Source organism: Bacillus sp. AFS012607, assembly GCF_002558005.1.
GTDB lineage: Bacteria > Bacillota > Bacilli > Bacillales > Bacillaceae_G > Bacillus_A > Bacillus_A thuringiensis_S.
Map to the genome: position 1 here is coordinate 1 of NZ_NTVM01000010.1, position 13516 is coordinate 13516.

Sequence of the window (13516 nt, forward strand, 5' to 3'; positions counted from 1 at the left end):
ATTAGGGATTGACTCCTCTGTCATTGGGATAAATGATAATTTTTTTGATCTAGGTGGGTACTCTTTAAAAATTATGAGTACTTTAGTAAAAACATTTTCTGAAGGTTGGAATGTAACTATTAAAGATTACTTTGAATTAAAAACAATTAATAATATAGCTAAAAAAATTCAATATGGATATAAAGTAAATTCACATTCAGATACATTAGATATTAAATTGACAACTCCTCCAAAGAAGCTAAAGAAAACAAAAAGACACGAATTTAGTAATAATAGCAAAATACTTTTAACAGGTGCTACAGGATTCTTAGGTATTCACCTACTAGAACAACTATTGGATACTACAGAATGTAAGATATATTGTTTAGTTCGTGGGGAAAATAAACAAGAGGCAAATAATCGTTTATTACACATGTTAAAATTTTATTTTAAAAATAAATTTGTAAGCTATCAATCTTTAGTAAATCAACGTATCTTTATTGTACAAGGTGATTTAGCTAAACAAAATATGGGATTAGAAAACGAATTATATAAGGAGCTTCATCAACAAATATCAACTGTTATTCATGCTGCAGCTTTAACAAAACATTTTGGCGAGTATAGTGAATTTGAAAGAGCAAATGTCCAGGCGGTAAAAGAACTTCTTGCATTTGTTGGTGATACTAAGGATTTACATCATATATCTACAACTGGTGTAGCCGGACAATTTGCATTAAATGAAACGGAAACAATATTTAAAGAAAGCGATTTTTATGTAAAACAAAATTACAAAGATAATGTGTATGTGAAAAGTAAATTTTTGGCGGAATATGAAATATTCAAGGCAATATTAACGGGAACAGATGCTACTATTTATAGAGTAGGAAATCTTACAAATAGATATATCGATGGACAACATCAATATAACTTCACCGAAAATGCATTTATGAGCAAATTAAAATTTATATTACAATATGGTATCGTGACAGATGTATTATTATCAAGTGAAGTTGAGTTTACACCTGTAGATTATTGCAGCAAAATTATCACAGGGTTTGTAACTTCAAATGAAATACATGAAAATAGCAAAAATTGCGTAAATCATATATACAATCATCTTACGTTAAATTTAAATGTACTTGTAAAATTACTAAATTCAATGGGATATCCAATTAAAGTAATTTCTGAAACAGAGTATCAACAATTTATTTTAGAACTTTCTAAAGATAAAAAGAAACAGGAAGATATTCAAAACCTCATGACATTTGAAGAACCAAAAGATAATTGTTATAAACCAATAAATCTTGATTCGACTGAAACTCAAAAAACACTAAAATTATTAGGTATTCAATGGCCTATTATTAATAGTGAATATATACAACAAATTATTAATTATATGACGAGTGTTACTGGTAGTAATTCTGTTGCAAAGCTTTTTAAACAAAGTTACACTTTAAAAAACTGAACAGACTCATGAGAAATGAGAAATTTTAAAGGAACACAGTTAAAAAAATACGCAAAATTTTTTAGACAAAATCACTGAAATAGGACAAGCTTTTAGGCGGAATTATATGCATAATTATTGTGATTCTATCCTTTATAAGGAAATAATTTTTAATCAGCAAACACATGTAACCTTTTGAATATTGGGTAAAAGACACCCTAGTAGAGTTTTTCATATCGTATGAGACATTGCTGTCGAAAAATTGCAAACAGATGGGAAAATACAACAAGCTATTATCCAACAAAGAAAGAAATACCCCCATAGAATACGTTAGAGCGTTAGATACATTAGAAGAATTTAATGAATTGAATTTAGACTATGTAGAGACGAGTATGAAGGAATAATAACAATATAACAAGTACTTTTTCAGCTTTCTACGTTATATAAGGTAAGGGGAAAACTGTCATCGAGATTACAATTTTAAGTGGATTATCTTTTTCTTTATGGGGAATAACATCGTTAAACACGTTATATGAACAAGCTACAGTAACAAAAGGAGATGTGTAGCCATTGGAACAGGGAGTAGCGGATATTTAAGTTGATAATTGGGAACAGGAAATGAATAAATGATAGGTGAAGGATTCTTGGGAACCCACGGTTCTTACAACAGATAAAAGATCCCTTCGTTTGTTACGAAAAGAATCTTTTATCTGTTGTGTTTTTTTGTTCTTTTGTTCCCGTATTCCTTTTCATTTTAGGTTTCAAAAATATATAAAATCAATTTTAAGACAAATTACTTACATTAATATGCTAATATCAATAGTAGATATTTTATCTTAAATTAATGAAAAAGAAAGGTGATACTAATGAATTCGACACCAATTGATTCTGAAATCTTTAAGGACCAGTTTGGTACAAAACAAATGAGAACAAATTTTTCAGACGAGAATTTAATACAATTGTGGCTTAATTCAGAAGTTGCCTTAGCAAAAGCTGAAGCTAAATTAGGTATTATACCTCAAAATGCAGCGACTAATATTGCAAATGCAGCTGACCAAAATAAACTTGATTTTAATAAGATTAGAGAAGGAATGAAAAAAACTGGACACCCCTTTGTAGCATTCCTACATGAGTTCGAGAGTTTATGTGATGAAGAATCACGTAAGTACATTCATTGGGGAGCAACAACACAAGATATAATTGACACGGGACTTACCCTGCAAATTAAAGGTGCTCATGAACTTATTTATAATCAAACTCAAGAAATATTAAAGATATGTTTGAGATTAAGCCAGCAATATAAGTCAACAGTAATGCCAGGCAGAACGTTAGGTCAGCATGCCTTACCGATTACTTTTGGATATAAGATATCTATATGGTCAGATGAACTTGGTCGTCACTTAGAAAGGTTACAACAAGGTGCAGACCGATATTTAGTGGGGCAACTGGGAGGTGCAGTTGGTACTTTAGCTTCATTAGGAGCGCAAGGGTTAGCTGTTAGAAAAGAGTATGTAAAAAATTTAAACCTAATTGAACCCTTAGTATCTTGGCACACGTCTAGAGACCGATTTGCAGAATTTAGCATGATTTTAAATATGATTGGAGCAACTACAGCTAAAGTTGCAGAAGAAATAATAAGCCTTCAAGGAACAGAGATTAGAGAAGTAGAAGAGGGGTACCATTCTGGTAAAGTAGGAAGTAGCACTATGCCGCATAAAAGAAATCCTATGACTTGCTCTTATATTGTGGGATTAACTAAAATAGTCAATAGAAAATCAACTTTAGCTATTGACAGTATGATTCAGAAACACGAAAGAGATGTTACATTTTGGCAATCTGAATGGTCTTATATTTCGGAAATTTGCATAACTTTAAGCGGCGCATTAGAACAACTTAAAAATGTCTTAACAAACTTAATAGTAAATGAAGAACAAATGAAAAAGAATCTTTTTCTTACCAAAGGTTTAATAGTATCTGAGAACGTAATGTTAGAATTGGGGAAGATAATTGGTAGAACTACTGCCCATGATTTATTGTACGAATTAACAATGAGAGCTTTTGAAGAAGACAAAGATTTAAAAGATATTTTATTAGAAGACAATGAAATTAAGAAGTATTTTAGCGATGAAGAGATAAATTCCCTTACTAATCCAGAATCATACACAGGGTTGAGTGAAAAGTTTGTTGATGATGTTTATAACAAGTGGTTGAGTTATACATAAAACCAATTTAAGACCATTAGCTGAGGAATAATTCCTCAGCTAATGGTCTGCTTATACACATTATTAATTGTAATATTGCAGCCTAGAACATCTCTTGCAATTGAATCGGATTCAAGGAGTGTTACAGAATTAACCCCTGGTCGCGCTCCCGCAGCAGTTACCCAATGAACGCCTTCTGTTGGAATTCCAAAGGAGTATAAATTAGGATTAACTTTACCGTTTTTATCTATTAATCTATTTGGGGGGGGAGTCACTGCTAAACCTCCACTTTCAAAAATATAATTATTGTTCGTTGCAATCTTAAATTCTGAGGCTAGACCTGCTTTTAACATATTTGAGATTAAAATATTTTTACTTTGATTTATATTAACTGAGGGTAGTCTAGCATCAATTAGGTTCTTTGCATGAAATATCGAATCCTTAACACGGTTAGAGCTAATTTTAAAATCTTTATTTATAGGTGAAGTAGCTACAGTTGCTTCAGGTCCAACTAAAACTAAAATTCCGGCTCTTATTAATGCCCTCAATTCTTTGATTCTTTGAACAGGAGGGCCAATTGAAAGAAATGCGTTTAAAGGTGTATACCAATTGCGTAACTCTTCTTTATAAGATTCAGCATTTATTCCTCCATGATCAACAAGTATTCTTATTTCGTTTCGGATATCCCTTAAAACATCTAATGCGGCTTTTAGTGGACTGTTTTTATTACCCAGGTTTGCTTCGTTAATATCATTATGTAAGTAAGTATCTAACCAATTATGAAAGTCTGTTATTGAATTAAATTTTTTATCACCATAAGGACAACTAATTTTGTGCCAATCAAAAAATAGTTCTGATTTTACTCCAAAGTTGATTAAAAGATCCTTATGGTATTCTATGGCACAATTAACAAACTCGTAAAGGAACTGACAAGATTTTTCTATTCCATAGAGATTGCGAATTAAAGTTGTATAATAGATACTTTCAACTTCCAATTTTACGAAAGGCCATATCTCTTTTTTAAAGCTTAGGTTATTTTTATGTTTTAACTGCTCGATAACTTCATTTTTTAGAAATAGTGGGATATGTCTTTCTGAAGAACCTTTTTGATTTTGTCCCCTAGAGTGATAAGGTAAGCCTCGCCTAGAACCTGCAATTAATAAAGGTTCTTTACCAGAGGGAATGTAATTTAATTTGTCATTAATTTCTTCAAACTTTCCATCTCTCCCACTTGTTAAAAGTGACATGTAATCAAAAAAATTAAGGCCTAATCCCCTTATTATTACGGGAGTTTTAGGTTCTATTGAATCTAAATTAACATCTGCTGGATTGGATGGTGGGAAGTAATTTAGGTTGTTACTATTAGCAAACTCAAAGAAATGTTCTTCAGCTGAAGTTAATTTCTGATCTGAGTGCCCAGTTGTAAAGATAACCTTTTCAGCTTTAATTGGTGTTAAAGACTTATTAAGAAATAAAGTATAATCTTCATTGTTCGGATAGAGATTAATTAATGTGTCTTGAATTAAGTTAATCTTAATATTTGAGGGTAATTCTTCAAGAATAGTATTAAATGAATCTTTAAGATAATAGCCGTATAGAGCTCTTGTAGGGTAAGAGTTAGGTTCTAAGGAATAAATTTCTTCTGTAATAACGGTGGGCATATCCAAAGTGTCAATTTTATCCCTTAATTCATTTGCCCATTCTAATAGACTAGGCCCATTAACGATAGGACCCCGACACTGGACGCTATCATCAGTAAATAAAGTTATTTGCGAAGCCACTGTATTCATTAAAAGTTGAGGTGACTGGTCTGTTCTCCATACAGCTCCACCTGGAGGATGTGGATCAACCAAGGAAATTTCATAAGATTCTGATTTTAATTCAGATAAAATATTAGAGACTATTCTTTCAAATACTGATATACCTCTTGGTCCTAAACCTACTATCGCAATTTTCATATACTCACACCTATCCTTTCTGCAAGATCTAATTTAATCCGTTATGTAAAACAACATAACTAGTAGGTGCAAAAAAAGTCAAGTGTAAAACTAAAAAAATAATTTACTAAAGGGTGTTTAAATTGGAATTTAAAGAGAAAATTAAGTTATTTCGAACGTTACATGATCAAAACAATCCATTAATGCTTCCAAATGCATGGGATGCATCAAGTGCTAAGATTTTTGAGAGAAACGATTTTCAAGCGATTGGGACTACTAGTGCTGGTATCGCAGCAACCTTAGGTTATCCAGATGGCGAGAAGATTCCTTTAGAGTTAATGTTAAATTCCATTAGTAATATCTCGAAAAATACCAAACTTCCTGTTTCAGCTGATATTGAAGGAGGATATGCCGCTAATATTTTTGATTTACGAAAAATATTAAATGAGTTAGAAAAATTTGAAGTGGTAGGTATAAATATAGAGGATGGGAGAGGTACGTATTTAAGAGAAATTAATGAGCAAAAGGTCATTTTAGACTTTATTAAAGCTTATTCGCCTCATCTTTTCATAAATGCAAGAATTGATAGTTTTTGGCTAGATATTGGCGATTTAAAAGATCGTATTAAGGATGTAATCGTTCGTGCAGAAGAATATAAAAAATCCGGAGCAGATTGTATTTTTATTCCTGGAGTTAAGGATATTGAGACAATAAAAGTACTTAGAGAAAATATAGAGTTACCTATAAATTTGCTTCAAAGTGAAAACTTAAATTCCATGCAAAACATAAAGACATTAAAAATTGAGAGAGTGAGTCTTGGATCTTCAGCTTTTAGGAATATTCTAACAAACCTTGATAAGATAAGCAGCACCTTTAAACAGGGGAAATTATTACATTCAAATGGAAACTTAACCTATCAAGACTTAAACTTGCTTATGGATTGATTTTTTACAGGTGAATAAACTACTAAAAATAGTTATTTCTATAATTTTCAAAAAAAAGTTTCTCAACCCGAAACTATCAGACTATTATGTAATTTCTCTTTTTTGTGTGTTATGCTAGATTTATCAAATGTAGGAGGTGATTACATATGATCGTTAAAGTAAAAAAAGCTTCTAAAAAAGTAGTTGCTGCTAATGCACTTACTAATGTACCAGGTTAAGTCATTAAGAAGAACCGGATTTCCGGTTCTTCTTAATTTTTTAATTAATCAATTAATTAAGGAGATGTTATAAAATGAAACCAAAATTTAAAGAAACTATCCCTTATTTTTTCCTAAATAAAGAAATTCAAATTGGTGAAGAAGAAGGTTTAGCAGGTATAATTCCAGACCCTACTGGTAGCATCTCATTTCTAATAAATAAATTAGATGGCCAGAGAAACATTCCAAACATCGTTCAAGAAGTACAAAAAGAATTTCCTAATATTAGTTCAAATGAAATTATTGAGGCTATAAAAGTTTTAGGAAATGAAGGTTATTTAGAAGATAATTCAATTGTACCAGAACTCAATGATTACATCTTAGAAAGATATAAAGCGAATATAAATTATTTTTCACTATTCACGAAATTCGGAGAAGATAAATATAAAATTCAAGAAAAGATTTTAGAAACGCCTATTGCACTTCTTGGTGTAGGAGGACTTGGAACACAAGTACTGTATCATTTGGCAGCATTAGGATTTCATAATATAAAAGCTCTGGACTTTGATAATATTGAATTAAGTAATTTTAATAGACAGTTGCTTTATTCGGAATCAGATATAGGGAATAGTAAGGTTGAAATGGCTAAAAAGCGAATATCCCAATTCAACCCTAATGTGGATCTTCAAATTATAAATAAGAAAATAGAGTCACCTCAAGATGTGATTGAACATATTGAAGGAACTGAGCTTGTGATATGTGTTGCAGATAAGCCAACATTACATATTGCAAACTGGGTAAACGAAGGTGTGGTTAAATGTAATCTGCCAATGGTTTATGGTGGAGTATTAAATACTCGTGGTAGATTCTTTTCTATGATTCCTTCTAAGACAGGTTGTGTACAATGTCACATTAATTATGCAAGACAATTAAACGATAAACAAGACGAGCAATTAGAAGCTATGAATAACATGGAGTTTACTAGAAACAATGCTGCTATAAGTCCAAACGTAGCTATTGTAGCTGGAACAATTGTTAATGAAGCATTAAAAATTTTAACGCAGATTGCACAACCTATTTCTTTAGGGAAAGTTATGGAAGTGGACTTTTTAACCCTAGAAACTAATACTGTTTCTTCGTGGGAAAAAATGTTAGATTGTCCTCTCTGTGGTCAAGTAGTTAAAAGTGAAGTGAAGTTAAAAGTGAAGTGAAGTGATTTGATATGCTACCTAAAGTTTTTTTAAATAAGAATTATGTAATACTTTTTTCTGGGATGACAATAAGTAAATTAGGAATGTGGTTCTTCACTATAGCAATTCCATTAATTGTTTATGATTTAACCCATTCTCCAAGTAAAATGGCCTTCGTACTAGCATTAGAGCTTGGAGCCCAAGTTATTTTTAGTTTAATAGGTGGGGCATTAGCAGACCAAATGTCTAAAAAGAAGATAATGATAATAGGAGACTATGCTTCAGCGCTTTTTGTACTCGTAGTTCCTATACTTTTTTTAAGTGGTTATAACAGCATAATAGTTATATATATTGCCGCTTTTACCTTATCTGCTTTAGCAGCTTTTCATCATCCTAGTTTTGAATCTGCAGTTCCTGAAATCTTATCTAAAGAGGATCTTATTCAAGGTAACTCATTCTTTAGACTAAGCGAAACGATTATCACATTCTTGGGACCCGCCGTAGCGGGGATTGCAATAGCGCTTTTTGGGAATTCGAATGTTTTATTAATAACAAGTGTGGCCTTCTTTTTATCAGGAACAATATTTTTATTTTTAAAATTTAGAGATTTTGCTGAAGAAGAGAAGAAACGCCCTGAATTAGTAAAACCTATTGTTGAAGGACTAAGATATGTCTTTGGAACGAAAATTATCTTAGTTGGTTCTCTAGTTATTTTTGGTATTAATATAGGATTTGGAGCTGTAGAATCTCTTTTTATGTATTACTTGAAAGATTATCTAGGCTTGAGTCCTATAAATATTGGATTAATTTTTTCATTACAGGCAATTGGACCAATTTTGGCTGTTTATTTTGCAAGTAAATTTAAACATATTCCAAGAGGAAATGTTATTATTTATTCAGGGATTGTTATAGGACTTGCCCAGATGCTCCTGTACTTCTCTCAATTCAGCTTAGTAATTTTAGTATTCTGTCAAATTTTTATTAAAGGATCAGTTACTTTATTAGCTATTAATTGGTTTACATTGCGACAAGAGACTGTACCTAGCAAGTTGCTCGGAAGAGTTATCAGTTCTACTAGAATGGTAGCATTTTTAGCTTTACCTTTTAGTGCTATGATAGCTGGCTTTTTGGCTGAGTCAATAAATGTTTTGTCAATCTTCTTAGTTGCAGGTGCTTTCGCGATAGTATCATCAATCGTAGGTGTAAGTCTTGGTTTATTTGATAGAAAAAGATTAGATAAGATTCAAAATGATACAGCATTGTAATTAGTTAAGTGTAAAGGGAGTTATTTTATGAACAAAATTGAACTAATAATTATGAATTCTAATGAAGTACGCCGGAGAAGTTTAAATTTATGGAGTTCTATTCCCAGTGAGGTTTTATTTCATAGGGTTGATTCATCTTCAATGACTATATTAGAACAAGTACGGCATGTTTTAGAAGCTGAATATTTATATCTTGAAATTTTAAAGACTAGAAAAAGTTTGCCCTATAGCGATGATGAACCAAATCCTTTCAATACACGCGATTTTACAACCATTCAAGATGAGGTTGATTTTGCAAAACCTTATCGAAAAAATTTCTTAGATTTTATAATGGGATTAAATGAGGAAGATCTTGAAAATATAAAAATAGATCGCTCAGATGTAGGATATACTAGAAACCTTGGAGATATGTTAATGAGAATGGCGTATCATGAAGCCGTACATACAGGGCAATTATTAAGAGATATGAGGGCTTTAGGTTTAAAAAGACCTCATCTATGGGATTAAATTAAAAATGGTTATCCGTTAGCATTCTAAATAAATGTTTCTATTTCTGACGAGTTATACATGTTAAAATATATAACATGAGTATGTAGGGGGAAGAGTTATGAGCACTGAAGAGTTTTTAACAGATATTCATGAGCACACTCCGAGTTATAGACAGATAAAAATGGAAGCGTTGAGAAGATTTCCTAATGAACGTTTGCAAGTTATTGAATATATATAAGAAAATGCAAGTTTATACGATTATTTAATATGTTTGTTAGATATAACACAGAATGCTCTGGTGAATGAATCTGTACGCAAATCGGAAGGCGAGTTAAAGAAGTATGAGTTTACAGCAAGTGAATTAGAAATGTTGTTTAGTGGATTCTATGTTGCAGTTAGGCAATTGCCTGAGAACATTGGACCTAAAATTTATGAAGCTATTCGATGCAAAAGTGAAGACGTATTATTGAAGTGTTTAGAAGAATCAATAAGAGGGTCTGAAGAAAAGAAAAAAGAAAAAAGAAAAAAGAAAAAAGCGGATTTTAACATTGAAATTTATCGTACAAAGAATTGACACTTAAATCCCTCACAAACGTTACAGAAAGATATAAGACCTAAGTTGAAAGAAAAGTAAAAGGTCAATGGATATAGTTATATTGTGCAGTTGATTCAGAGGGTAATACAATTGATTTTTATCTAAGTAAATCAAGAGATAAACCAGCAGTCAAGCGCTTTTTCAAGAAAGCCTTGGCTTTTTCGCATGTTTCTAAACCTCGTGTGATAACAGTAGAGAAGAACCCTGCCTATCCTGTAGAGATTCAAGTCATCTAAAACAGCAATCTCTATATTGAGTGGTGTCGAATCTATGCATATGATAAAAAACGGGCAACTTGTTTTACCGGATAAGTCTGTCCAAAATCAGAAAGAATTTATTCCTAAATGGTTTGGCTTAGCTTCATAAGATAGAAATGAAGAGAAAATTGCTATTCTATGTTTTCAACTAACATTTTTGCACCAGAACCGAATCTTCAACGAATTTACTATGTAACATGGCTAACACCTGCATCCTATTATTAAACGGTGTTCCAAATGCACTAACAATTAAGCTAATACCAGTTGCTAATGCTCCAACTACTAATTTCTTGAACATAATAAATCCCCCTTAATATTTTTTATAACTTGCACCTTAAATATATCACTTTTCTTATTTTGTAAATGTTTTGAATTTGTAGAAAAGTTTATTTGAATCTTATTAATATTGGTAATTCATTTTATTAAGTGGAAAATAGAGGGATTTTTATAGGTATGTAAAAATACATAATAAATGAACCGAATATTATGATATGCTCTCAAAGAGCTGATACAAAACTTCTTTAGATTGGAAAACTAAAGTCTTATCTACCCAATTGTGGGGGCGCCTTATGGCGTCTTTTTTTTATAAGAAACCTCCAAGCATTCATACACTTGAGGGTTTATCAATTGAAAGGTAGGGCTGTTTGGAGTTCCTTAAATTAAGAACAAAGCAGGATTATTCCTAAACCAATTAATAGAGCTGCAGCAAACGCTGGAATTGGCACAGGGATCTCGATACTTTCTACAACTAAGAAGTATTGTCCACTTACTACTTTAAAACAAACTAATTGCATTAATTAAGAGTTTTAGTGCACTACTCCTTGGAAGTTGATCTTGTAGCGCTCTTTCTCGTAATTCACTATGTTTTCCAAAGAAAATAGTGAAAGGCAAGGCGATGAATACATTTACAAAATGACAAAACTGTAAGAATACACGAATGTTTGTAAGAAAGTTCGATGTTTTCCTTTTTCTTTTTTTATTATAGTGAAAAAGAAGGACGAAATATTCTCTTATGTAGGAAAGGAAGATAATAATGATTGATCTATTAAATAAATGGATGTTAGAAAGTACAGGCAATTTCAATATCGTTGTAGGAATTACAGCACTTCTATTTTTGGGTTCAGTAATTGCACTTATTATTATTTACAAAAAAATTGGTAAACCAGATGAAAGCACAAATGCTATTTATTTAAAAATTACTTCTCGTATGTTTACTACTCAAATTCTAATGAATGCTATATTTATTTCTTTAGTTGGTAAAGATATTGAGAATTTCCGTCAAATCTTTATATTATTTGAAGCTTTTGTATTTTTTATTGGAGCTATTTATTCGTTTAAATTATATAGACAGGAATATAAATAATTTACTTGCAAGAAACAATAAAAAAACTGCACCCCAATTGTTAGACACAGTCTAACAATTGGAGGTGTAGTTTTTTTATGACTAAATTTACTTCAGAAGACAAAATGAATGCAGTAATACATTATCAAGATGGAAGTGAGAGTATAAAAGATATTGCGAAATCATTGGGAGCGAATCACGAAGTGGTTCGCATGTGGATAAAACAATTTGAATATCATGGAATCCTGGCCTTTGAAAAAGGCTATACAACGTATTCTGCACAGTATAAACTAGACGTACTAAATTATATGTTCGAAAATGGGACGTCTCCAAACGAAACGGCAGTCATTTTTAATATTTCTTCACCTGGACTTATTAGAAAATGGCGTATTCAGCTACATCAAAAAGGAGTAGACGCCCTTAAATCGAAGAAAAAGGGGCGTCAATCTATGACTAAGGACAATCAAAAATCAATTAAGAAACAAACACAAACAGAAGAGTCAGTAGAAACATTACAAGCTGAATTGGAGCGTTTGCGTATGGAGAATGCTTATTTAAAAAAGTTGAATGCCTTAGTTCAAAACAAGGAAAAATCACCAAACAAGATAAGGCGCAAGTAATCTATGAACTAAGGAAAGCATTTCCGGTGCAGGCACTTTTAAAATTAGCAGAACTCCCACGAAGTACATATTATTACTGGATACAGAATTCTAATCGACCAGATAAAGATAAAGAGCTAAAGATCCTTAATTCAAAACATTTACGATGAACACCAAGGTCGTTATGGATATCGCCGTATTCGCGATGAGTTAATGAACCAAGGACACAAAATCAACCATAAAAAAGTTCAACGAATTATGAAAGAGTTAGGTTTAAAGAGTCTAGTTCGTATGAAAAAATATCGCTCGTATAAAGGACAAGTAGGTAAGATTGCGCCAAATATTTTAGAACGTAATTTTAAAGCTGAAAAGCCGAACGAAAAATGGGTTACAGACATAACAGAATTTAAATTATGTGGCGAGAAGCTCTACTTATCACCGATGTTAGATCTATTTAATGGAGAGATAATCGCTTATACAATTGATTCAAGACCAACCTATTCACTTGTATCGAAGATGTTGGAGAAGTCTTTTCAACAATTGACAGAAGAAGACGAACTCCTTATTCACTCTGATCAAGGCTGGCATTATCAAATGAAGAAGTATCGTCACGCCCTAAAGGAACGCAAGATTACGCAAAGTATATCTCGTAAAGGGAACTGTTACGATAATGCGGTTATTGAAAGTTTCTTTGGTATTATGAAAACTGAATTTCTTTATCTAAAAGATTTTGAAAGCATAGAACACTTTAAACAAGAATTTGAAAAATATATCGATTATTATAATCACAAAAGAATTAAGGCAAAACTAAAAGGCATGAGTCCGGTACAATATCGAACTCATGCCCTAAAGGCTGCCTAATGAAACGACCTGTCTAACTTTATGGGGTCAGTTCAGGGATGGGATTGAGTTTTGAGGGACTGCCTTTTGGTGGTCTTTTTTGCATAAAATCTTGTAAAGCAAGAAAAAGTAGAATATTAATATTCTAATATTCAATAGAAAGATAAAGTGTTTAAAAGTTCAAAATAATACATTATAATCTATTTAGTAAAATTAACCAAAATATATTTTGCTTAT

The 13516-nt window shown here is 31.6% G+C and carries 10 protein-coding genes and 4 pseudogenes; 11 read left to right on the top strand and 3 right to left on the bottom strand.

The window, feature by feature from the left end; all coding sequences use genetic code 11:
* A partial coding sequence (locus CN409_RS10250) for an SDR family oxidoreductase (RefSeq protein WP_240518630.1) occupies positions 1–1444 on the top strand: 1444 nt, incomplete at its 5' end.
* A gap of 845 nt (positions 1445–2289) precedes the next feature.
* Complete coding sequence (gene purB / locus CN409_RS10255) at positions 2290–3645, top strand: adenylosuccinate lyase (protein ID WP_001089379.1); 1356 nt, start codon at positions 2290–2292, stop codon at positions 3643–3645.
* 35 nt (positions 3646–3680) lie between these two features.
* Here the strand turns inward: purB and CN409_RS10260 are convergent, their stop codons facing one another.
* Positions 3681–5582, bottom strand: coding sequence for an FAD/NAD(P)-binding protein (locus CN409_RS10260; protein WP_000684560.1), 1902 nt, complete (start codon positions 5580–5582; stop codon positions 3681–3683).
* 113 nt (positions 5583–5695) lie between these two features.
* Between CN409_RS10260 and CN409_RS10265 the strand changes: the two genes are divergently transcribed.
* The 6 genes and pseudogenes from CN409_RS10265 to CN409_RS10290 all read left to right on the top strand — a co-directional run.
* On the top strand, positions 5696–6505 hold the full coding sequence (locus tag CN409_RS10265) for an isocitrate lyase/PEP mutase family protein (protein ID WP_223838112.1): 810 nt from the start codon (positions 5696–5698) through the stop codon (positions 6503–6505).
* Between the two features lie 292 nt (positions 6506–6797).
* Entirely contained in the window at positions 6798–7913 is a 1116-nt protein-coding gene (locus CN409_RS10270) for a HesA/MoeB/ThiF family protein (protein ID WP_000802792.1), read from the top strand.
* 11 nt (positions 7914–7924) lie between these two features.
* Positions 7925–9157: an MFS transporter gene (locus CN409_RS10275; RefSeq protein ID WP_000937089.1), complete on the top strand. Its 1233-nt coding sequence runs from the start codon at positions 7925–7927 to the stop codon at positions 9155–9157.
* Between the two features lie 27 nt (positions 9158–9184).
* Complete coding sequence (locus CN409_RS10280) at positions 9185–9664, top strand: DinB family protein (RefSeq protein WP_001033113.1); 480 nt, start codon at positions 9185–9187, stop codon at positions 9662–9664.
* A 280-nt stretch (positions 9665–9944) separates the two neighbouring features.
* Complete coding sequence (locus tag CN409_RS10285; protein ID WP_086390453.1) at positions 9945–10220, top strand: hypothetical protein; 276 nt, start codon at positions 9945–9947, stop codon at positions 10218–10220.
* Positions 10221–10273: 53 nt separating this feature from the next.
* Positions 10274–10607, top strand: a pseudogene (locus CN409_RS10290) (DDE-type integrase/transposase/recombinase); the annotation flags it as partial.
* Between the two features lie 39 nt (positions 10608–10646).
* Here CN409_RS10290 and CN409_RS31750 read toward each other — a convergent pair.
* Both CN409_RS31750 and CN409_RS32800 read right to left on the bottom strand, forming a co-directional pair.
* On the bottom strand, positions 10647–10796 hold the full coding sequence (locus tag CN409_RS31750) for a hypothetical protein (protein WP_000473828.1): 150 nt from the start codon (positions 10794–10796) through the stop codon (positions 10647–10649).
* Between the two features lie 479 nt (positions 10797–11275).
* Positions 11276–11392: pseudogene (locus CN409_RS32800) on the bottom strand (transposase); the annotation flags it as partial.
* Positions 11393–11531: 139 nt separating this feature from the next.
* Here CN409_RS32800 and CN409_RS10300 point away from each other — a divergent pair.
* From CN409_RS10300 to CN409_RS32650, 3 genes and pseudogenes are all read left to right on the top strand, one after another.
* Entirely contained in the window at positions 11532–11861 is a 330-nt protein-coding gene (locus CN409_RS10300) for a hypothetical protein (protein ID WP_000566275.1), read from the top strand.
* Positions 11862–11938: 77 nt separating this feature from the next.
* A pseudogene (locus CN409_RS10305) lies at positions 11939–13300 on the top strand (IS3 family transposase).
* Between the two features lie 26 nt (positions 13301–13326).
* A pseudogene (locus tag CN409_RS32650) lies at positions 13327–13428 on the top strand (ornithine cyclodeaminase); the annotation flags it as partial.
* Between the last annotated feature and the right edge of the window lie 88 nt (positions 13429–13516).

Bases quoted from the DNA above. Each gene is read 5' to 3' on its own strand.
- purB (WP_001089379.1), top strand. From the start codon at position 2,290: ATGAATTCGACACCAATTGATTCTGAAATCTTTAAGGACCAGTTTGGT.
- CN409_RS10260 (WP_000684560.1), bottom strand. From the start codon at position 5,582: ATGAAAATTGCGATAGTAGGTTTAGGACCAAGAGGTATATCAGTATTT.
- CN409_RS10270 (WP_000802792.1), top strand. From the start codon at position 6,798: ATGAAACCAAAATTTAAAGAAACTATCCCTTATTTTTTCCTAAATAAA.
- CN409_RS10275 (WP_000937089.1), top strand. From the start codon at position 7,925: ATGCTACCTAAAGTTTTTTTAAATAAGAATTATGTAATACTTTTTTCT.
- CN409_RS10280 (WP_001033113.1), top strand. From the start codon at position 9,185: ATGAACAAAATTGAACTAATAATTATGAATTCTAATGAAGTACGCCGG.
- CN409_RS31750 (WP_000473828.1), bottom strand. From the start codon at position 10,796: ATGTTCAAGAAATTAGTAGTTGGAGCATTAGCAACTGGTATTAGCTTA.
- CN409_RS10300 (WP_000566275.1), top strand. From the start codon at position 11,532: ATGATTGATCTATTAAATAAATGGATGTTAGAAAGTACAGGCAATTTC.